The following is a 21,875-nucleotide window of genomic DNA, read 5'->3' as shown; positions in this document are numbered from 1 at the left end:
GGCGTGTGGGTGTCGGGGCCGGGGATCCGGCCTTCAGTCCCAGCCCCAGCTGTCGCCGCCGTCGCCGTTCGGGCCGGGGGTGGCGGCGGTCGTGCCGGCCGCCGGGGCGGACGCGACCTCGTGGGTCTGCGCCGCCTGCGCGGTGGTGGCCCCCAGGACCGTCGTCGTCACGGCCGCGGCGCACGAGATCAGGTAGACGAATGCCTTGCTTCGCATTTTCCCGTCCGATTCCATCGAAGTGACCTGAGTGAATTGCTCAATTCCGCAGGCGAGCCGGTGAGCCGGCCATTGTGTGGCTGTCGGTCGGCGGCCGCCGTTGAGTAATCTGCCAGGGGCCGAACGGGCGCTACAAGAAGTTCGGATGGCACCATGGTGCAGTGGCTGCAAGTGGCCAGATCCGCCTCGGGGATGGTGCTCGGACCACCGTCAGAACGCCTTGCGGTGTTTCCCGCCACGCTTGCGTTCGTACATCTCCCGACCGGCCGCCTCCCGGCGTTTCCACTCCCGGCTCAGTTCCGCGCGCAGCCGTGCGTCGGTGCGTGAGGCGATCCAGGCGCTCTCGCGCAGGAGTTTGCGATAGCTCTCGAATCGGCGGTGCGAGAGCGTGCCGTCCTCGACCGCCGCGAGCACCGCGCAGTCCGGCTCGGCATGGTGCTCGCAGTCGTGGAAGCGGCAGTGCGCGGCCAGCTCCTCGATCTCGGCGAACACCTGGGAGAGCCCCTCGTTTGCTTCCCACAGGCCCACCCCGCGCAGCCCGGGGGTGTCGATCAGCAGTCCGCCGCGCGGTAGGAGCAGCAGATCTCGGGTCGTGGTGGTGTGCCGTCCCTTGCCGTCGCTGCCCCGGACCGGACCCGACTCCTGCTCCTCCTCGCCGAGCAGGGCGTTGACGAGCGTGGACTTGCCCACGCCCGATTGGCCGAGCAACGCCGAGGTACGGTCCGCGAGTTCGGCGGCGAGGGCGTCGAGGCCGGCGCCGCTGACCGCGCTGACGGGGAACACCGCGGCCCCCGGGCCCGCCTGCTCCACGTCGCTCACGAGATGGGTGATGTCGGGGACCAGGTCCGTCTTGGTGAGGGCGACGACGGGCTGGGCGCCGCTGGACCAGGCCAGCGAGAGGAAGCGCTCCAGTCGGCCCAGGTCCAGCTCGACGGCCAGCGAGACCGCGATCACGGCCAGGTCGATGTTGGCCGCCAGGACCTGGCCCTCGGAGCGGGCGGAGGAGGTCGAACGGGTGAAGCGGGTACGGCGGGGCAGCAGCGCCCGGACGACGGGGCCGCTCGCGGGAGCGGTGTCGACCGCGGCCCAGTCGCCGGTACAGGGGGTGTCGCGCGGGTCGGAGCCGAGGACCGGCTCGGTGTCGGCCCGTACCGTACGGACGGCCACCTGGCCGCCCGTCTCCTGCCCCACCTCGCCCTCCGCGACGACGAGTTCGCAGCGTCCGCGGTCCACGCGTACGACCCGGCCGGGCAGGAGACCCGTCCCCTCGTACGGCGCGAACGCGTCCGCCCAGTCGGCGTCCCATCCATAGGCCGGGAGCGTCACACGCGTCATCGGGGCCCTCTCGGTCGTGACGGATCGGGGTCATTCTCGGCATCCCGCCCCGCGAGGGTCGCCCGGCGCACCGTCGTCGCGGTGAGCATCAGCCCGCCGCTGACCAGAAATCTCCCTTCGAATGCGGTCGTCCGTACGCCGTCGACCAGCGGTCCTTCGGCATGCAGGCGAGCGGTGAAGCTTTCGGTGCGCGGCCGGAAGGCGACGGTGGCCTCCTTGAAGTCCAGCCACCGCCCGGTCAACGGGAACCACGCCTTGAAGACACTCTCCTTGGCGCTGAACAGAGCCCGGTCCCAGTGGACGTCCGGTCGCACCGCCGCCAGATCGGCCAGATGCGCCCGCTCCTCCGCACTGCTCACCATGGACAGCACGCCGGTGCCGTCGAGCGGACCGTGCGGTTCGGCGTCGATGCCGAGGGCCGCCAGGTCCGTCGCCCGCGCGACGGCGGCGGCCCGGTAGCCGGTGCAGTGCGTGATGCTGCCGACGAACCCGTCCGGCCAGACGGGAGCGCGGGAGGAGTCGTACGGGAGGGGCGCCGGCGGGACGCCGAGCCGCCCGAGCGCCCGACGCGCGCAGGCCCGCGCGGTGGTGAACTCCCGGCGCCGCGCGGGCACGGCGCCGGGGAGGAGATGCCCCTCCCCGGGGAAGGGGACGGGTTCCCCGGCCGGGTCGCCGAACGCCTCCGCGGTCGCGACCGGCCGGGGCAGGAGTCCCTCGATCATCTACCCCGCCCGCTTCGTCTCTCCGGGCCCGGCGCCGAGCCCGGCCCCGGCCTCCGCCGGGACCCCGGCCTCCCACCACGGGATGTGCCGGTCGATCGGCGAGATCGGCATGACGGACTTGAACATGTCGTTCTCGACATTGGCGAGCCGGGCGTCGTACGGCTTGCCCACGGCCGTGAACGCCCGGTGGATGCGCTGCCTGCGCTTGTCGATCGCCTCCGCGTTCCGTTCGAAGGTGGAGGCAGGCTGGAGCAGGAAGTACGTGTGCCGGCTGCCGTGGTTGTAGCGCGGCGAGTGCTCCGGATAGCAGGGGGCGAACGAGACGACGAAGAACCGCTCGCCCTCGATCATGGCGTACCAGGTCTCGTCCGGCTCCGGTGTGTCCTGGATGTAGACGCTCGGCCAGAGAGCGCAGAGCGTCTCGAAGAACCGCTTCGTCAGCCGGGTCAGGGAGTCCAGGGTCGCCCCGAGGGTCTCGTCGTCGAAGGTGATCACCATGCCGTCGAGCTCCGCGTCTCGCGCCGTACGGAAGAACTCGGCGATGGCGGCACGGTGTTCTCTCAGCTCCCGCTCGACGTCGGCCGTGGTAACGGTGAGGGCCGGCCCCATCTTCGAGGGCTTGGCGAAAGGACAGAGGGTCTTCTGGACGATCTCGTCGAAGCTCATGATCTACCTCACGGATTCACTTTCTGTGCGTCGGCACCGACGGCGGTGGCGGTGCTGGGTGCGGTGGCGCGGCAGCCGAGGACGTAGAACCACCAGCCGGCGATCACGAGCGCGACGAGCGCGGCGAACATCGCCGCGGGCGAGGCGTGCACGAGCAGGAAGCCGCAGATGATCGGGCCGATGGCCACACCGATGTGGACGAGGTTCTGGGCCCCGAAGTAGCTGCCGCGCAGGTTGTCGGGCGCGATGGCGTCGATGAACATGTACTCGGCCGGGACGACGATCACCTCGCCGATCGTGAAGACGACGATCGCGGCGACGATGATCCACGCCTCGGTGGACAGGGCCATGCCGACGAGTCCGAGGACGAACGCCCCGGTGCCCCAGGTGAGCCAGCGCAGCAGTGTCTTCTCCTTGAGCCTGCTGCCGATGACGTACTGGGTGGAGATCACGACGATCGCGTTGGCGGCCGAGATGTAGGCGACCAGCTGGTAGGCGGTGTCGCGGGACTCGACGGTGACCAGGTACTGCGACATGTACGTCAGCAGCGGGCCGTAGACGACGATGCTGAGGATGCCGCCGAGGGTGAAGAGCCCGAGCCGCCGGTCGGCCCGCATCACCCGCAGCACCTCGCGGAAGTTCATCGACTCGGCGCCGTCCGCCGCCTCTTCGGTCTTCTCCTGCCGGGCGGCGGCGTCCTGGGCCGCCGCGCCGGTGAAGAGCTTGCGGAAGACGAGCAGCGGCAGCAGGGCGGCGAAGATGACGCCCGCGGAGAGCAGGAACGGACCGCCCTGGCCGGCCTGCACCGTCCAGACGCCCAGGAAGGGGCCGACGGCGGCGCCGATGTTCTGCAGCGAGTACCGCAGCGAGAACACCTTCGCCCGGTTCTCCGAGGGCAGCAGATCGGCGAGGAGCGCGTTGGCGGTGACGCTCATCGACGACGAGGCGATGTTGGCGGCGAGCAGGATGCCGATCACCAGCAGCGGCGAGCCGATCAGCGGCAGCCCGCCGTACAGCACGGTGAGCACCACGTCGAGGGCGATCATGAAGTGGACCTTCACGAACCGGTCGGCGAGATAGCCGCCGTAGACGCTGACCACCGTGCCGACGATCAGGCACACCCCGAGCACATAGCCGATGGTGGCGCCGTTCATGTCGAGCGCGTCGTGCAGATAGATCGGGAGGTAGGCGAGGATCGCGAAGAAGCTGACCGCGCGCGCCATCGCGCACAGCAGCAGGATCCGTACAGGGATAGGCAGTTCGCGGATCAGCCGGAAGAAGCTCTTCATGCCGAGCCCTCCGCCGCGATGGCCTCGATGATCTCGATGAGGGATTCCTTGATGGTGTCGATCCGCCGCTGGTCGAACAGATCGGGGTGGTAGCCGAAGAGGATCTCCAGACGGTCCCCGGGGAGGACCGTGATGCCGAGCGGATAGTGCGAGACGCCCTTGGCGCCGTCGGTCCGCTCGCTCACCCCCAGTCCGTCGGTCCCGCCGAACGGATCCTCCTGGTCAGGGTAGTTCTGGAAGACGTAGTACGCGTCGAACAGGTCGCCCGCACCCACCAGACGCTGGATCTCGGTCAGCGACAGGTGGCGGTGCGGGAAGACCTCCAGTTGGGCGGAGTGCACCCGGCGGAGGGTCGCGGCGAGCGGCTCGCCGGGCTCCGCACGGACCCTCAGCGGCACGGTGTTGATGAGCAGGCCGACGACGGACTCGATGCCGTCGATCTCGGCCGGCCGCTCCGAGACGGTGGTGCCGAAGACGACGTCCCCGCTGCCCGTCAGGCGCCCCAGCTGGAGGCCCCAGGCGGTCTGCAGCGCCGTGTTCAGGGTGACGCCGAGCCGGGCCGCGGCCCGCGTCAGATCGCGGGTGAGACCGGTGGGGAGGACGGCGGAGGTGGTGTTCGGCAGGACGTGCGGGGAGAGGCCCTCGTGCCCGATCCTGCTCGGCGCGCCGACACCCGTCAGGTACGCCCGCCAGGCCTCGGCCGCCGCGTCCCGGTCCTGCTCCGCCAGCCAGGCCAGATAGTCCCGGAACGGCGTGACGGGTGCCGGCTCCCTGCCCTCGTACAGCGCGAACAGGTCGCCCCACACGACCGGCATGGACCAGCCGTCGAGGAGGATGTGGTGGTCCGCGACGAGCAGCTCGTGCCGTGTGTCGGAGAACCGCAGCAGCGAGAAGCGGAGCATCGGACCGGTCGCCAGGTCGAAGCGGAGCGCCGCGTCCTCGGCGACGATCCGCTCCCGCTCCGCGGCCTGTTCGGCGGGGGCGAGCCCGGACAGGTCGTGGCTCGCCCAGGGCACGACGACCGTGTCCCGCACGACCTGGACGGGTGTCTCCAGGCCGCGGACCGCGAAGCTCGCCCGCAGGTTGTCGTGGCGCATCAGGAGGTCGTGCGCGGCCCTCCGGAGCCGCTCGGCGTCCAGCGGTCCGTCCAGGTCGAAGACGGTCTGCCCCTGGTACGGGTCGTCGTCGGTCTCCGGGTCGGCGGCGCCGGCGTGCAGCAGCAGGCCCTGCTGGAGCGGTGCGAGCGGGAGGACGTCCCGCAGCCCCGGGTAGGTCTGCTCCAGGTCGGTGAGCGTGGACTGCTTGAGGTTGAGCAGCCGTACGTCGGAGGGGGTGAGTCCGCCCAGTTCCGGGTGGGCGGTCAGGCCGGCGAGGGCGGTCAGGGTCCGGGCCCACCGGTCGGCGAGCGCGGCGACGTCCGCCTCGGTGAAGAGCGCGGTGTCCCACTGCCAGCGGGTGTCGACCGAGCCGTCCTCCCCCTGCCGCACGTCGATGAGAAGCGGATAGGGCGGGGTGTCGCCGGAGCCGTCGTACCGGAAGCAGATCTGTGACGGCGCGAAGGCCGCCAGCTGCCGCCGTACGTCCTCGCCGCCCTGCCGCAGCTCCGCGTAGTTGCGGCCCTCGGCCGGCAGGGCGCGGATCTGCTCCTTCACCCGCTTCAGCGCGCGGGCCAGACCGCGCGGGTCCGAGAGGCTCTTCTCGAGGTTGGCGAGTCCCGGCGTGAGCCGGACCGGTACCGCCTCCGGGACGGCCGCGGTCGCGAGATCCACCCGGAGCGCGGACCGGGCCTCCGGGATGCGCCGCCCGCGCCATTCGATGAGCACCGGGGCGAGCGCGGCGAGCGCGATGTGCTCGGGCCCGGCGTGGAACATCCGGGGCAGCGCGGTGAGCAGCGCGTCCGCGAGCTCGGCGGGGAGCGTGCGGGTCGACCAGGCGTACGTGCCGCCGGGTTCGCCGTACGAGGGGTCGGGCGTTTCGAGGGTCTTCAGCCAGTGCGGCAGCTCGCCCGCGGCCACGGCCGCCGGGTCGAGCGTCTCGGCCGCCTGGGCGGCACGGACGATCAGCGCCTCGACGGTCTGGTACTGGAAGACGTCCCGCGGGGTGATCACGAAGCCCTCGGCGCGGGCCCGGCTGACCAGCTGGATCGAGCGGATGGAGTCGCCGCCGAGGTCGAAGAACTGGTCGTCCACCCCGACGCTCTCCAGGCCGAGGACCTCGGCGAAGAGCCGGGCGAGGGTGATCTCCCGCTCGGTGCGCGGCGGGCGGACGGCACGGGAGGTGAAGTCCGGGGCGGGCAGCCTGCGGCTGTCGAGCTTGCCGTTCGGGGTGAGCGGCAGCTTGTCGAGGAGGACGACGGCCACGGGCACCATGTGCTCGGGAAGCTTCCGGGCCGCGTGCCGGCGCACCTCGAGCGCGAGCTTGCGGCCGTGGTCCTCGGCGCGCGGGTCGTTGCCCTGCTCGTGGAGGGACTGCCCGCCGGTCGCCTTGTGCAGGAACAGGTCGGTCAGGAAGGACTGTTCGGTGCCCGCCTCGATCAGGACGACGTCGAAGAGGTCGCCCTCGGAGGCGTCGGTCCAGGTGGCCTTCGCGCGGTAGCCGAGCTGTTCGGCCAGGGCGTGGACGGCCTCCGGGTCGATGCCGGGGCGCTCCTGTCCGTCGAGTCCGAGGTCGGCCACCCGGCCCGCCGACCCGGTGCGGATCCGGTGGGCGGCCGCGACCTCGGCGGCGACCCGCCGGTTCGGGATGCCGGTCACGCGGAGCGTCGCCGGACGGGTGGACTCGAGGAGCTCGCGTACGGACTCCAGGCCGCCCGTCTCCTGCCAGAGCAGCTCGGCCGCGTCCCGTACGGAACGCAGCTCCGTGCCCCGCTTGTGGAGGACGACCTCGTAGCGGAAGTCCGTCAGCTCGTTGGAGTGCCGGCCGCGCTTGAGCTGGATGTCGACGCCCGCGACGTCGGCGATCTCCTCGCCGACGCGGCTGAAGAACGCGGGGTCGAGGAGGAGTTCGCTCTCCAGCTCCACCGTGTGCGCGACGAGGTCACGCACGACCGCGACCGGTTCGTCGGCGTGTGCCCCGTCGTGCAGGGCGGTCGCGGTGAGGAACGGGTGCAGGAGCCGCAGATGGCGGATGTCGCCGAGGAAGATCCGGCCGCCCGGCTCCAGGAGGTCCATGGCCTGCTTCAGCACGTCGATCAGGTACGGGACGCTCGGGAAGTACTGGGCGACCGAGTTGATCACGACGGTGTCGAAGCGGCGGCCGGCCAGGTCGCCGATCTCGTGGGCGGCGAGGCTGCGCAGCAGCACCCGGTCGCCCAGCTCCGACTCCTCGACGCGGGCGCCGAGCGTCTGGATCAACGAGGGCGAGAAGTCCACGCCCGCGTACGTCTCGACGTGCGGGGCGACCTGCCAGAGGATCAGGCCGGAGCCGACACCGACCTCCAGGACGTGGCGGGGCTTCAGGTCGAGGATGCGGGAGACGGTGGCGGCCTGCCACTCGCGCATCTCCTCCAGCGGGATGGGCCGGTTGTCGTAGCTGCTGTTCCAGCCGGTGAAGTCCTGCTCGACACCCAGGTCCTGCTGCTCGCTGTACCCCTGCTCGTGGATCTCCTGCCATCGGTCGACATGTTCGATGTCGTCGGCGAGGTCACGGGCTCGACCGGCGGCGTCGGTGGCCTTCGCCACGACATAGCCGACGAGCTGCTTGTGCCGCGCGGAGTCCTCGCGGACGACGACGACCGCCTGGGCGACGCCCTCGTGGGTGTCGAGCACGGCCTCGATCTCGCCGAGTTCGATCCGCATCCCGCGGATCTTGACCTGGTCGTCGGCGCGTCCGACGAAGTCGACGACGCCCTCGCCGGACGGCAGGGTGCGCCAGGTGGCGAGGTCGCCGGTCCGGTACATCCGGGAGCCCGGCGGGCCGTAAGGGCAGGCGACGAAGCGCTCGGCGGTCAGGCCGGGCCGGTTGAGATAGCCGCGGGCGAGGCCGTGTCCGGCGATGTACAGCTCGCCGGTGACGCCCGGGGCGACGGGCCGCAGGGCGGCGTCGAGGACGTAGACCCGGGTGTTGTGCACCGGGCGGCCCACCGGCACCGAGTCGGCCTCGAAGGCGGGTCCGGCGCTGCCGCACTCCCAGTAGAGGGTGTCGACGGTCGCCTCGGTCGGCCCGTACGCGTTGATCATCGTGCGACCGCGCGACCAGGTCGCCGCCAGTCCCGGCGGGCAGGCCTCGCCGGCCACCATCACGTACGGGACGTCCGTGAGCGCGTCCTCGGCCATGGAGCCGAGGATGGTCGGCGAGAAGGTGATGTGGGTGGGCCGGAAGCGGGCGGTGAGGGCGCGCTGGCGGTCCGGGGAGAGCAGCTCCTCGGGCGAGGTGAGGATCACGGCCGCGCCCGAGAGCAGGGTGCAGCACATCTCGCAGAACGTAGGGTCGAAGTTGATCGAGGAGAACTGCAGGAAGCGGGAGTTCTCGTCGAGGGCGAACCGCTCGATGTAGCTGCGGGCCAGGTTCGGGATGCCGCGGTGGGTGACGGCGACGCCCTTGGGCCGGCCGGTCGAGCCCGAGGTGTAGATGACGTACGCGAGGTCCTCGGGCCGCAGTGGGGCGCGCCGCTCGGCGTCGTCGGGGGCCCGGTCGGGCAGGGCCGCCAGCTCGTCCCGGGTGCGCGGGTCGTCGACGGCGAGCCGGAGCACCTCCTGCGCCTCGGCGGGCAGCTTCGCGAGGACGTCGCCTGACGTGATCAGCACCTTGGGGCGGGTGTCCTCGACCATGAACGCGAGCCGCTCGGCCGGGTAGTCGGGGTCGAGCGGCAGATAGACGCCGCCGGCCTTGAGGATGCCGAGGAGGCAGCAGAGCAGCTCGGGCGAGCGGCGCAGCGACAGGCCGACGACGTCGTCCCGGCCGACACCCCGCTCGATGAGCCAGTGGGCGATCCGGTTGGCGCGCCGGTCGAGCTCGGCGTAGCTCAGCTCGGTGTCCTCGTGGACGAGGGCGAGCGCGTCGGGCGTACGGGCGACCTGCGCTTCGAAGAGGGCGGGGAAGGAGTCGCCGGGGAGCTCGCGCGCGGTCGCGTTCCAGGTGTCGAGGAGCGCGGTGCGCTCGGCCTCGTCGAGGAGGTCGATGGAGTCCAGTGGCCGGGCGGGGTCGGCGACGACGGCGTCGAGGATCCGCAACAGATAGCGGGCGAACCGTTCGACGGTCTCCCGGTCGAACAGGTCGGTGGCGTACTCGATCTCGCCGCGCAGTCCGTCGGGCCCGCCCCGCGCGTCGAAGCGTTCGGTGAGCTCGATCGTCAGGTCGAACTTGGCGGTGTGGGTGGGCACGGTCTCGTGCGCGGCCGTGAGGCCGTCGAGCCGCCACTCGGGCTCGATGTTGTTCTGCAGCACCAGCATCACCTGGAACAGCGGGTGATGGCTGGTGGTACGGGCCGGGTTGAGCACCTCGACCAGATACTCGAAGGGCAGGTCCTGGTGCTCGTACGCGGCGAGGTTCGACTCGCCCACGCGCGCGAGGAGTTCGGTGAAGGCCGGGTTGCCCGAGGTATCGGTGCGCAGCACGAGCGTGTTGACGAAGAAGCCGACGAGCTCGTCGAGCGCGCTGTCCGCGCGGCCGGCGAGAGGGGAGCCGAGCGGGATGTCGGTGCCCGCGCCGAGCTTGGTCAACAGGGTCGCGGCGGCGGCCTGGAGCACCATGAAGAGACTGGCCCGCTCCCGCTGCGCCAGGTCCTGGAGACTCTCGGTCAGTGCGGCGGGCACCTCGAAGCGGACGAGGTCGCCGCGGAAGGTGGCGAGCGCCGGCCGCGGCCGGTCGGTGGGCAGGTCGAGCAGTTCGGGGGCGCCCGCGAGCCGTTCGCGCCAGTAGCCGAGCTGCCGGGACATCGGGGAGTCCGGGTCGTCCGTGGAGCCGAGGAGCTCGCGCTGCCACAACGTGTAGTCGACGTACTGCACACCGAGTTCCGGCGCCTCGGGGTCCTGACCGCTGCGCCGGGCGCCGTACGCCTCGCAGAGGTCCTTCACCAGCGGGGCGAGGGACCAGCCGTCGCTGGCGATGTGATGGATGCAGAGCAGCAGGACATGGTCCCGGGGGCCGGTGCGGAAGAGGTCGACGCGGGTCGGGATCTCGGCGGCCAGGTCGAAGAGGTACCCGGCGGCGGTGTCGATGGCGGCCTGGAGGTCCTGCTCCGGCACGTCGTGGACGGTGACGTCGACGCGGGCCTCGGCGGCGGGCACCACGCGTTGCTCCGCGCCTCCCGGGCCCTCGGCGAAGTACGTCCGCAGGCTCTCGTGGCGCGCGAGCAGACGGTCCACGGCGGCGCGTAGCGCGTCGAGGTCGAGGTCGCCGGTGAGCCGGACGGCGATGGGCAGGTTGTAGGTGGTGCTCGGCCCTTCGAGCCGGTGCAGGAACCACAGACGCTGCTGGGCATACGAGACCGGGATGCGCTCCCCGCGTTCCATGACCCGGGGTGCGGGCCGGGCGGGGGCGCCCTCGGCGAGGCGGAGGGCGAGTGCGGCCGGCGTGCGGTCCTCGAAGACCGTACGGATGGGGAGTTCGACGGCGAGCGTGGCGCGGACGCGGGCCAGGAGCCGGGTGGCGAGCAGGGAGTTGCCGCCGAGGTCGAAGAAGCTGTCGTCGGCGCCGACCCGCTCGACGCGCAGCACCTCGCGGAAGAGCTCCACCAGGGCCCGCTCTCGCTCGTCGGCGGGTGCGCGGTACGGGGTGGAGTGCGCGAACTCCAGTGGTGGCAGGGCGTTGCGGTCGACCTTGCCGGCCGGGGTCAGCGGGAAGCGGTCGAGGACGGCGATGCCCGCCGGGATCATGTGGTCGGGGAGCCAGGCGGTGAGCGCGGCGCGCAGCGCGACGGGGGCGGGGGCGTGGCCGGGCGTGGGGACGACATAGCCGGCGAGCTGCCGGTGGTCGACGGCGTCCGCGCGGACGACGACACGGGCCTGCGCGACCTCGGGCAGCCGGCGCAACGCCTCCTCGATCTCGCCGAGTTCGATGCGGTAGCCGCGGATCTTGACCTGTTCGTCGACGCGGCCGAGGAAGTCGAGGGCGCCGTCGGCGCGTCGGCGTACGACGTCGCCGGTGCGGTACATCCGGGCACCGGGCGTGCCGAAAGGGCAGGCGACGAACCGCTCGGCGGTCAGCGCGGCCCGCCCGTGGTAGCCGCGGGCCAGGCCGTCGCCGGAGAGGTACAGCTCTCCGGGCTCGCCGTCGGCGACGGGCGCGAGGCGCTCGTCGAGGACGTGGGCGCCGGTGTTCCACAGCGGGGTGCCGATGGTGACCGGCTCGCCCGCGCGCACGGGGGCGACCAGGGACCAGATGGTCGTCTCGGTGGGTCCGTACAGGTTCCACACCTGGGCGTGGCCGCCGGCGGCGAGGAAGTCGGCCAGGTCCTGGGGCAGCGCCTCGCCGCCGCACAACACACGTGTGCCGGCGGCGAGTTCGGCGGGCGTCCAGCCGGCCTCGCGCAGCAGCTGCCAGAGGGCGGGCGTGCCCTGGATCAGGGTGGGCCGGGCCTCGGCGAGATGCCGGCGCAGCGCGGCGCCGTCGACGGTGGTGGCGCGCGGGACGAGGTGGAGCGTGGCCCCGCCGACCAGCGGGAGGTAGAGCTCCAGGCCCGCGATGTCGAAGGAGATCGGGGTGGTGGACAGCACGACGTCGTCCGCGTGCACCCGGTGGTGCGCGGACATGAAGTCCAGGAAGTTCGCCAGGGAGCCGTGGGTGACGACCACGCCCTTGGGGCGGCCCGTCGAGCCGGAGGTGTAGATGGTGTACGCGGCCGTGCCCGGCCCGGCGGAGCGGCCGACCGGGTTCGTGGCGGGCTCGGTGCCCTCCTCGCCCGCGTACAGGGTGGCCGCCGCCTCCAGCGGTCCGAGCCCGGCCGCGGCCTCGGGGCTGGTGATCAGCGCGCGCGGGCGGGCGTCCGCCGTCATGTAGGCGAGGCGCTCGGCCGGATAGCCCGGGTCGAGCGGCAGGTACATCGCTCCGGCCTTGAGCGTGCCGAGCAGGGCCGCCACCAGCTCGGGCGAGGACGGCAGGGCGACGGCCACGGTGTCCTCGGGGCCGATCCCGCGGGCGATCAGCCGGTGAGCGATCCGGTTGGCCCGTGCGTTCAGCTCCGCGTACGAGAGCGAGGTGGCACCCCATCGCACGGCGACGGCTCCGGGTGCCCGGCCGGCCTGCTCCTCGAACCGCGCGACGAGCCCCGCGGTCCAGCCACCGGTGTCCGCCGCCTTCTCCACCTGTGCGGTCATGAGCGCGGGTTCCGTTCCTGGGATCCGGCCGGGGCGAGGGCGGTCCAGCGCTCCTCGACGTAGCCGAGGCAGGCGGCGCGGACGTCCGGGCCGAAGGCGGTGTCCCAGCCATCGGGGACGGCGACGAAGTCCGGCCAGAGCGAGTGCTCGCCCGCCGCGTTGGTCAGGACGCGGTACACGCCCGCCTCGTTCTCGAAGGGGTTGGTGCCTGACTGGTCCATCGTCACTGTCCCTCGCCCACGAAGTCGTCGATGCGCGCGGCGATGTGCGCCGCGTCGGTCACACAGAGCCTCAGGCCGTGTTCCTCGGAGTCCATGACCTCGGCCGTCAGCTCCCCCGTGATCGCCTCGCGCCAGTCCGGGAAGGTCTCGTTGTCCTTCGCGAGGAGCATGAGCGCGTCGATGTCGAAGGGCTCGGGCCGGTAGGTCTCCAGGGCCCGCGCCGTGGTGCGGAACGCCTTGTGCAGCCGCTCGGCGAACTGGGTCCCGCCGTCTCCGTGGGCCTCCCAGCCGGCACCGAACAGCGCGGCGGCGATCTCGCGGTAGACGCCCTCGGGGGTGGCGTCGGCCGGGGCGAGCGGCGGGTACGCGGTGTGCGGGGCGACGATCCGCAGCACGTCGTCGCGGTAGTCGACCAGCCGAGTCGCCTCGTCCACCTCGGGCGCCGAGCCGTCGAGATAGCCGTCGACGATCACCAGCTTCCGCAGCCCGAGCCCGCGCTCCTCGGCGATGCGGGCGATCTCGTAGCCGATCACCCCGCCCGCGCAGGCTCCGACGAGATGGAACTCGTCCTCGCCGAACTCGTCCTCGATCAGGTCCGCGTAGAGCGCGGCGAGCTCCCGCATGTCGTCCGGCACGTCCATCGCGCTGATGTGCGGGGACTGGAGTCCGTAGCAGCCCCGGTCGGTGCCGAGGAGCCGTACGAGACGGGCGTAACCGTCGACGAGACCGAGGCCGGGGTGGATGAAGAGCAGTGGGGTCCGTGAGCCCTGGTTGCTCATCCTGATGATGGCCCGCTCGGTGTTCGCGGCCCTCGCCGGCGCCTTGTGCGCGCTCAGCGCGCCGATCGTACGGTGGCGCAGCAGGTCGCCCATGTTGAGCGCCCAGCCCAGCCGCTGGTTGATCTGCTCGATGGTCACCAGGGCCAGGAGGGAGTCGCCCCCGGTGGCGAAGAAGTCGTCGTCGAGGCCGACGGACGGCCGGTCGAGCGTCGTCTTCCAGATCTCGACGAGGGTCTGTTCCACCAGGCTGTGCCCGGGTGTGACCTCGCACTCCTCGGGCGCTGTCGGCCGAGTACTCACAGCGGAACTCTCTTTCGGAATCGTCGGGGACCGGGGGCCGGGCAGAATCGGTGAGGCTCTGGAGGACACCAGCGCCCCCCAGGGGCGCGGGGAACCGCGCGATCAGCCACGGACGGTCCGCAGCCGTGACTCCGCATGCCCCGACGGGCGTTCACGCCCAGCCGCCCGTGAAGTGGATGACGTCGCCGGTGAGGAAGTCGGCCGAGCCGCTGCCGAGGAAGACCACCAGGTCGCCGATCTCCTGCGCCGTGCCGAGCCGCCCGGCCGGCAGCAGACCGCGGAGCTTCTCCCTGCCCTCGTCCGTCCCCCACAGCTCCTCGGGGTAATAGGTCTCGCTCTCCAGGAAGTTGGGGGCGATCGCGTGCACGGTGACGCCGTGCGGGGCGAGTTCACGTGCCGCCGCCCGGGCATAGGCGGAGGCTCCGGCGCGCAGCGAGCTGTACACGGAGAAGCCGGTCTCCGGCCGCAGCGGCGCGGCGGAGGTCATCAGCACGATGTGCCCGCTCCCCCGGCGCTTCATCGGGGCGGCGGCCTTCGCGATCACTGCCGCAGGGGTGACGAGCAGTGCCTCGGCGGCCCGCCGCAGCTCCGCCGGGTCGGCCTGGTCCACCGGCAGATAGCGGGCCGGGTAGACGTCGTTGCTGACGACGAGGTCGACCCGGCCGTATCGCTTGACGGCCTGCCCGACCGCCCCGGTCGGGGTCTTCGCGTCGCAGGCCACCGCCCCGTCGCGCCCCTCCTCGAAGGCGGTCCGCGCGGCCTCGTCGAGGAAGTCCTCGTCGTGGCAGAGGACGGTGTATCCGGCCTTGCGCAGGCCGTCCACGGAGCCGGGGCCCGCGTAGCGCGTCGCGTGGGTGACCACCGCGACGCGCTCCGCCGACGGCGTGGGCGTGCTCACGCCCCACCGCCGATGAACTCCCGGAGCATCGTGTAGACCTCCGCGTCCGGGATCAGGATGTCGTGGTGGTTCCCGGAATCGCGCTCCACGACCGTGGCCTCGCCCGCCACGAGCTCACCGAAGTGGTGCGCCGTCTCGGGGTGGGTCATCCGGTCCGTGCGGCTGGTGGCGATCAGCACCCGCTGTCCGACCCGGCGGGCGGCGTCGTTCGCGTCGTACGCCATGAGCGCGTGGTTCTGCTTGGCGTACCGGTGGAACAGCTCCACATCGCCGTACGGGTAGAGGACGTACGGGGCCAGACGCGGCGGCACCCCGAAGAGCATGTTCGGGTCGAGGAACAGGTTCAGCGTCTCGCGGGCCCGGCGCGGGCCGGAGGCCGCCCCGGCGAGCACGCTCTGGAACTGCTTCTGGAACGGGGTGCGCATGACCCCCGTCCCGAAGTTCAGATCGGGGTGGAGCACCGTCAGCGTCTCCACCCGGTCGCCGAACGCGGCGGCCGCGTCGAGGGCGACCGGCGCTCCTCCGCAGATCCCGACGAGGTGCGCCCGCCGCACCCCGTACGCCGTGAGCAGGGCGCCGACGAGCACGGTCTCCTCGGCGAAGTCCGCTTCCGGGGTGTCCAGGGTCCGCCACTGCCCGAAGAGGTACGGGTTCTCGTAGGTGACGACGAGCCGGTCCGTGGACAGCTCCTCCAGCCAGGGCCGGAACAGCGTGGCCGGCACCCCGGAGGGCAGGACGAGGACGATCGCCTCGTCCCCGGCCGGCCCCGCCGCGAAGGAGTCGAAGGCGGGCACGCCCTCGGCCTCGATCCGGCGGTGGCCGGGCAGGGCCGCGAGCCCCGCCAGGCCGTCCGCCGGGATGTCCCACTCCCCCGAGCTCTCGGCCACCGGCCGCCAACTGCCCAGCTCCAGGTCGCAGTAGGTGCTGAGTGCGGCCTCCAGGCTGGACGGCTGCTCCGGGGCCGGCGACACGAACCGGGGGACCGTCAGGCCGTACGCGGAGCCGAGGGCGGTGAGGACCTCGTTGCACCGTGCGACGGCCTTCGGCCCGTACGTCTCGGCGGCCCGCTCGCCGGCCGGGAAGACCCGCAGGGTCTCCGCGGCCGCGCCGAGCAGTGGCTGGCAGAGTTCCAGCACCTCGACCACGCTCAGGGTTTTCGTGGTCATCTCAGAACTTCTTCCCCCGGGTGGTCTCCGTGACCATGCGGTTGCCGGGGTTCCTGTTCTCGCCGCTGACCAGGACGGAGCCGTAGCGCTCCAGGCTGATGCGGCCGCCGTACTCCTCGATGTGGTCGCTGCCCGGGTAGACGGAGACCGAGGAGGGGACGTAACGGGTGGCGAAGCCCATCCGCATGTCGTTGGTCAGGCCCTCGTGCGGGTGCGAGGCGTGCATCAGCGTCGACCAGAAGATGATGAACTGGCCCGGCTCCATGATCTGCGAGACGGCCGCGTCCTCGTCCGGCTTCCAGTCGGGGTCGACCTGCAGCTCGCGGTAGTCGTAGCCGAAGAAACCGCGGCGCACGCCGTCCTTGTCGACCCCGTTGATCGAGTTCGGGTCGTAGTGCATCCTCTTGGTCTCGTCGTAGTTCATCTGCTGGTGCGTGCCGGGGATGAACTGCAGGCAGCCGTTCTCCACCGTCGCCTCGGTGAAGGCGGACCAGACGGTGATGGTGCCGCCGAACTCGGCGTTGTCCGGCCACAGGATCTGCGGGGTGCCGGAGGCGTTGGCGAAGGTGTCGGCCTGGTGCCAGTCGGTCCCCTCGTCGCCGGGGTGCTTGGGGAAGAACTCCGTACGCCAGCAGATGACGTCCGGGCCGAGGATGGAGGCGACCCGGTCGACGATCTCGCGCTTTCCGACGTGGGCGGCGAGGAAGTCGTTGTCGAGGTGGCGGTCGTAGTTGGAGATGTTGGTGGCGCCGGAGAGCTCGTCGTCCGGGTAGACGGCGTGGCTGCGGTCCAGCATCTGCAGCCGGGTCCTGCGCCAGATGTCGCGCATCTCGTCGGGCTGGTAGGCCGTGAAGGGACCGATGAATCCCTGCTGGTGGAACTGCTTTATCTCTTCGTCGGAAAGAGCGAACGACTGCTGTGCCTTCGGGGTGTCCGTGGTCATGTCCGGCGCTCCTACTGGGAGATGAGGGCGAGCTGGTTCTTGACGGCCGCAGCGAGTGCGCCGATGTTCGCGCCTTCGGCGAGCGTGCCGACGTTCAGGGAGAGCGAGAAGCGGTCGTTGACGACGCTCAGCATGTGAATCAGCGAGAAGGACGTTCCGCCGAGGTCGAAGAATTCGTCGGTGTCGCCGATCTCGTCGGTGCCGAGGACCTCGGCCCAGATCCCGCGCAGGATCTCCTCGACGGAGGCGCCCTCCGCGGAGGGGTCGTCGCCGACGGAGCCCTTGGCGGCCTCGGCGAGCTTCAGCTCCAGGCGCTTGCGCAGCACGCTCTCGTCGAGCTTGCCGTTCACGGTGACCGGGAGCTCGTCGAGGGGCAGATAGGCCGAGGGGGCCATGTAGGAGGGCAGCGCGGTCGCGACGGCCTCCTTGAGCTCCGCGATCAGCTGCTCCGGTGCGGCGGCCGTCACCGGGAAGGCGACCAGCCGCGGCTCTCCGGAGCCGAAGTCGGCGGCGAGCACCACGGCGTCCCGGACGGCCGGGTGCTTCTTCACCACGGTCTCGATCTCGCCGGGCTCGATCCGGTAGCCGCGGATCTTCAGCTGACGGTCGACACGGCCGGCGTAGGCGAACTCCCCGGGGGCGGTCTGCACACCGCGGTCGCCGGAGTCGTACCAGCGCACGGTCGTGCCGTCGGCCTCGGTGCGCTCGGAGAAGCGCTCCGCGGTCAGCTCGGGGTGGTTCAGATAGCCGCGGGCGACACCGGCGCCGGAGACGTGGATGACGCCCTCCGTGCCGACCGGGAGGGAGGTGCCGTCCTCGTCACGGATGTCGATCCGCAGGTCGGGGATGGCCTCGCCGATCGGGCTGAGGCCCTCGGCGGCCGGGTCTGCGGTGAGGTCGGCGGCCGAGATCCGCTTCCAGGTGACGTGCACGGTGGTCTCGGTGATGCCGTACATGTTGACGAGCACCGGCGCGTCCAGACCGTGCCGGTCGGTCCACGGCGTGAGGGCACGGTAGTCCAGCTTCTCGCCGCCGAAGACGACGTACCGCAGGCTGAGCGAGCCGGGCTCGGTGTCGGCGGCCATGACGTTCATGAGGTTGCGGAAGGCGGACGGCGTCTGGTTGAGGACCGTCACGCGCTCGCGGCGCAGCAGGGCGTGGAGGGCCTGCGGGTCGCGGGCCGTGTCGTTGTCGACGACGACCAGGCGGCCGCCGTGGAGCAGGGCGCCCCAGATCTCCCAGACGGAGAAGTCGAAGGCCGCGGAGTGGAAGTTCGACCAGACGTCGGTCTCGTCGAAGCCGAAGACCGGCGCGGTGGAGGTGAAGAGCCGGACCGCGTTGCGGTGTTCGACCAGGACGCCCTTGGGCTCGCCCGAGGATCCGGAGGTGAAGATCGTGTACGCCAGGCTCGACGCGTCCGCGTCCTCGTGCCCGGCGGGGGTCTCGCCGGCGCTCTCGGGCAGCGCGTCCACGAGGACGGCCTTACGGCCGCCGACCAGCGGGGCGGTGGCCGTGCTCGCCACGACGACAGGCGCGTCGCAGCTGTCGAGGACGAAGTCGCGGCGCTCGCCGGGGTAGGCCGGGTCGATCGGGACGTAGCCCGCGCCCGCCTTGAGGATGCCGAGGAGGCCGACGACGAGATCCGTACCGCGCTCCAGGCAGAGTCCGACACGCTGGTCCCGCCCGACGCCGGCCGCGCGCAGGAGCTGGGCCAACCGCCCGGCACGCGCGTCGAGTTCGCGGTACGTCAGCCGCGAGCTGACGTCGGTGACCGCCACCGACTCCGGGAAGCGCGCGGCGACCCGCTCGAAGTTCTCGTGCAGGGTGAGCGAATCGTCGAGCGATTCGCTGGACATCGCACCAGGATTCATAGACGTGGAGCCTTTCCCAGTCATGGAGCGGAGATTTCGGAATTCTCGACGTTTCGGCGCGCCCGGCTTTTCGGCGGCTATTTCCGGCCGCCCTCGCCCAGATGAATGTGTCAGCCGACGGCCGGGCCCTTCAAGGGAATCCCGTGGCACCAAGGTGCAGTGGCTGCAAGTGGCCAGCGTCAGCGGCGGTGGTGGTCGTCGAGGGCGGGGACGACGGAGACGACGCCGTGGCAGAGCCCGAGGTCCCGGCCCGCGCGGGGCACTCTCAGCTCGACCCGCACCCGGCCGACCGGGGTCCGCAGCAGAAACCGCACGGCGGCGAGGACGCCCGTGCCGGCCTCGGGCGCGGAGTCGGCGGAGACGAACACGACGGAGCGGTGCTCCGGCTCCGGCAGTCTGGGCAGATAGACGTGCTCCACCTGACAGCTGGAGAACCGGGACACCGCTCTGGCCAGCTCACCGGGATCTAGCCGCGGGACCTCGAGATGGATGGCGTACATGGCAGAGAGAATCCCAGCCGCTCCGCACCGCACGTCGATAAGATCCGGGCATCTTCCTGCCATGGCACCAAAGGGCCCACCGCGCCCCTGGCCGACCGGGCCGCGCGCTCAGAGCCAGCCGGCGCGTTCCGCGAGGACCCCTGTTTCGAAGCGGCTGCGGGCGCCGAGACGGTGCGAGATGCCGGACATCATCCGGCGGGTCGTCCGCAGGGAGAGGCCGAGCTTGCGGGCCGCCACCTCGTCCGTATGCCCCCTCTGCAACAGCCTGAGCAGCTCGATCTCCTGCTCCGAGGGCGCATCGGCGGACGGCCGCGAGCGGCCGTGCAGCGGTGTGGCCCGCTCCCAGACCATCTCGAAGAGGGCGAGCAGCGCGGTGACCACCCCCGGCGCGCGCAGGATCACCGCGCCCGCCCGGGTGTCCTCGGGGCTCACCGGCAGCAGCGCCACCGACCGGTCGGCGATCAACATCCGCAGCGGCAGCGACGGCATCGTCCGGATCTCGCCGCCGAGTTCGGCGAGCCACCGGGCGTACTCGGTGGTCGCCCGGTCGTTGCGCACGCTGTCCAGGTAGATCGTCCGCAGCCTCACCCCGGCGGCCAGCGTCTGCTCGTCGAGCGGCCGGCTGGCCTCCAGCGCCTCGGGGCTCTGCGCGCCGCCCGGCATGAAGGCGAGGATCTCGGTGGTCGCGTGCCGGGCCAGTTCCGAAAGCCGGGCCCGTACCTCGTTGACGCCTTCGAGCTGTTCCAGACCGACGTTGTTGTGCCGGCCCCGCTGCGAGGCGTAGATCGCGGTCAGTTCGGCGGTAGCCGCCCGCATAGCCGCCAATTCCAGCTGCTGGGAGCGGATTTCGGTCTCCCGGCGGTGAATGTGGGCGGCGAGACCGACTTCGGGGCTTATGGGGGCGACATCCGTGGCGTCCTTGGTGGGATAGAGCATCGAGAGCTCCGCGAGCTTGTCCAGACACCCCCGGACCGCGGCTTCTTCGACATGCAGCTCCCCGGCGATCTCCGTGAGCCCCCAGCGCGGCTCGCTGATCACCAGGCGGTAGACGTCGACGCAGGTCTCGTCCTGCCCTATCAGCGCTGCCAACGACGAGAAGTCCGTGCCCGTTCGAGTCCCACGGCACGGGTCGGCGAAGCCCCCCACTGTCCTCCTCCTCACTCAACGGGTCGATTCACGATCGAATCCTTTAATCGCCCCGAATCATTCGGCGCCGGACGGTCGATTCCGGTACGGAGATCAGGGCACCCTTATGAGTCTGTGACGGTACAGGACGGCAGCGGGAATGGGCACCGGATCAATTGGGGGTTTCAGACGCCGACTTCTGGGAAACACGGGCAAAAGATGAAGGCCGAACAAATCTGACCAGCCCCCGCCCTGATCACCGCACCTCCGCATCGGCGACGTCCAGCGCCTCGTCGAGAATCGCGAGTCCCTCCTTCGCCTCGGAGTCCGTCAAGTTGCAGGGCGGGGCGACATGGATGCGGTTCATGTGGATGAAGGGCCAGAGCCCGCGCGCCTTGCAGGCCGCGGCGACCCGGCCCATCGGCGCGGCCGCCTCGCCGGTGGCCGCGTAGGGGACGAGCGGTTCGCGCGTGGCACGGTCGGCGACCAACTCCAGCGCCCAGAAGGCACCGAGGCCGCGAACTTCACCGATACTGGGGTGCCGATCGGCGAGTTCACGCAATCCCGGGCCGAGGATCCGCGCGCCGAGATCGGCCGCGTGCTCGACGACGCGCTCGGCGCGCATGGTCTCGATGGTCGCCACCGCCGCCGCACAGGCCAGCGGATGCCCGGAGTAGGTCAGACCGCCGGGGTACGGCCGGTCGGCGAAGGTCGCGGCGATCTTCTCACCGACGGCGACCCCGCCCAGCGGTACGTAACCGGAGTTGACGCCCTTGGCGAAGGTGAGCAGATCCGGGACCACGCCCCAGTGGTCGGCCGCGAACCAGCGACCCGTGCGCCCGAAGCCGGCCATCACCTCGTCCAGGACGAACACGATGCCGTACCGGTCGCACAGCGCGCGCACTCCGGCGAGGTAGCCGTCCGGCGGAACGAGCACCCCGGCCGTACCGACCACCGATTCGAGAAGGACCGCCGCGATCGTGCCGGGCCCCTCGCCGACGATCGTCTCCTCCAGGTGGCGCAGGGCCCGCTCGCACTCCTGCCGCTCGTCCGTGGCGTGGAAGGACGACCGGTAGGCGTACGGACCCCAGAAGTGGACGACCCCGGCGGCGCCGGTGTCCGAGGGCCAGCGGCGTGGGTCACCGGTCAGATGGATCGCGGTGGAGGTGGCGCCGTGGTACGAGCGGTACGCGGACAGGACCTTGTGCCGGCCGGTGTGCAACCGGGCCATCCGTACCGCGTGCTCGACCGCCTCCGCGCCTCCCGTGGTGAAGAAGATCCTGTCCAGGTCGCCGGGGGTGTGCTCGGCGATCAGCCGGGCCGCCTCGGAGCGGATGTCGACGGCGAAGCTCGGGGCGACGGTGCACAGCCGGCCCGCCTGCTCCTGGATCGCGGCGACGACCCGGGGGTGCTGGTGGCCGATGTTGGTGTAGACGAGTTGGGAGGAGAAGTCGAGGTAGCGGTTGCCCTCGTGGTCCCAGAAGTACGCGCCGGAGGCTCCGGCCACCGGCATCGGCTCGGTCTGCGCCTGCGCGGACCAGGAGTGGAAGACATGGGCGCGGTCGGCGGCGCGCGCGTCGGCGTTCGCG

The 21,875-nt window shown here is 71.5% G+C and carries 15 protein-coding genes; all 15 read right to left on the bottom strand.

Translation table 11 applies throughout. The features are described from left to right. Positions 1–33 precede the first annotated feature (33 nt). A complete protein-coding gene (locus ACZ561_RS23420) occupies positions 34–216 on the bottom strand; it encodes a hypothetical protein (protein ID WP_376431155.1) in 183 nt (60 codons plus the stop codon). 210 nt (positions 217–426) lie between these two features. Beyond that, positions 427–1,551 (bottom strand): ribosome small subunit-dependent GTPase A, encoded by a 1,125-nt coding sequence (gene rsgA, locus ACZ561_RS23415; protein WP_470998253.1) that lies wholly within the window; start codon positions 1,549–1,551, stop codon positions 427–429. After that, a complete protein-coding gene (locus ACZ561_RS23410; protein WP_470998248.1) occupies positions 1,548–2,273 on the bottom strand; it encodes a 4'-phosphopantetheinyl transferase family protein in 726 nt (241 codons plus the stop codon). The genes rsgA and ACZ561_RS23410 overlap by 4 nt, the downstream gene beginning before the upstream one ends. After that, positions 2,274–2,939, bottom strand: coding sequence for a YqcI/YcgG family protein (locus ACZ561_RS23405; protein ID WP_470998245.1), 666 nt, complete (start codon positions 2,937–2,939; stop codon positions 2,274–2,276). Between the two features lie 8 nt (positions 2,940–2,947). Beyond that, entirely contained in the window at positions 2,948–4,228 is a 1,281-nt protein-coding gene (locus ACZ561_RS23400) for an MFS transporter (RefSeq protein WP_470998242.1), read from the bottom strand. Further along, on the bottom strand, positions 4,225–12,483 hold the full coding sequence (locus ACZ561_RS23395; RefSeq protein WP_470998240.1) for an amino acid adenylation domain-containing protein: 8,259 nt from the start codon (positions 12,481–12,483) through the stop codon (positions 4,225–4,227). Before ACZ561_RS23395 ends, ACZ561_RS23400 begins: the two co-directional genes overlap by 4 nt. Further along, positions 12,480–12,704, bottom strand: a complete 225-nt coding sequence (locus tag ACZ561_RS23390) for an MbtH family protein (RefSeq protein ID WP_470998236.1) — start codon at positions 12,702–12,704, stop codon at positions 12,480–12,482. The genes ACZ561_RS23395 and ACZ561_RS23390 overlap by 4 nt, the downstream gene beginning before the upstream one ends. 2 nt (positions 12,705–12,706) lie before the next feature. Then, positions 12,707–13,783 carry a thioesterase domain-containing protein gene (locus ACZ561_RS23385; RefSeq protein WP_470998233.1) on the bottom strand — a complete coding sequence of 359 codons (1,077 nt, stop codon included), beginning with the start codon at positions 13,781–13,783 and terminating at the stop codon, positions 12,707–12,709. A 151-nt stretch (positions 13,784–13,934) separates the two neighbouring features. Then, positions 13,935–14,681 (bottom strand): SDR family oxidoreductase, encoded by a 747-nt coding sequence (locus ACZ561_RS23380; protein WP_470998231.1) that lies wholly within the window; start codon positions 14,679–14,681, stop codon positions 13,935–13,937. Further along, on the bottom strand, positions 14,678–15,847 hold the full coding sequence (locus tag ACZ561_RS23375) for an alpha/beta fold hydrolase (protein ID WP_470998229.1): 1,170 nt from the start codon (positions 15,845–15,847) through the stop codon (positions 14,678–14,680). Before ACZ561_RS23375 ends, ACZ561_RS23380 begins: the two co-directional genes overlap by 4 nt. Before the next feature lies 1 nt (position 15,848). Further along, a complete protein-coding gene (locus ACZ561_RS23370) occupies positions 15,849–16,790 on the bottom strand; it encodes a chlorinating enzyme (protein WP_470998226.1) in 942 nt (313 codons plus the stop codon). 11 nt (positions 16,791–16,801) lie between these two features. Then, entirely contained in the window at positions 16,802–18,646 is a 1,845-nt protein-coding gene (locus ACZ561_RS23365; RefSeq protein WP_470998222.1) for an amino acid adenylation domain-containing protein, read from the bottom strand. Positions 18,647–18,840: 194 nt separating this feature from the next. Further along, positions 18,841–19,161 carry a hypothetical protein gene (locus ACZ561_RS23360; protein ID WP_470998219.1) on the bottom strand — a complete coding sequence of 107 codons (321 nt, stop codon included), beginning with the start codon at positions 19,159–19,161 and terminating at the stop codon, positions 18,841–18,843. Between the two features lie 108 nt (positions 19,162–19,269). Beyond that, on the bottom strand, positions 19,270–20,250 hold the full coding sequence (locus ACZ561_RS23355) for a helix-turn-helix transcriptional regulator (RefSeq protein ID WP_470998216.1): 981 nt from the start codon (positions 20,248–20,250) through the stop codon (positions 19,270–19,272). A 292-nt stretch (positions 20,251–20,542) separates the two neighbouring features. Continuing rightward, positions 20,543–21,875 (bottom strand): aminotransferase class III-fold pyridoxal phosphate-dependent enzyme (locus tag ACZ561_RS23350; RefSeq protein ID WP_470998212.1); only part of this gene is annotated, 1,333 nt, incomplete at its 5' end.

It is taken from the genome of Streptomyces sp. NPDC039609 (assembly GCF_055596705.1).
The sequence above is the reverse complement of the archived record's forward strand: the minus strand, read 5'-3'. Positions and strand labels throughout refer to the sequence as shown.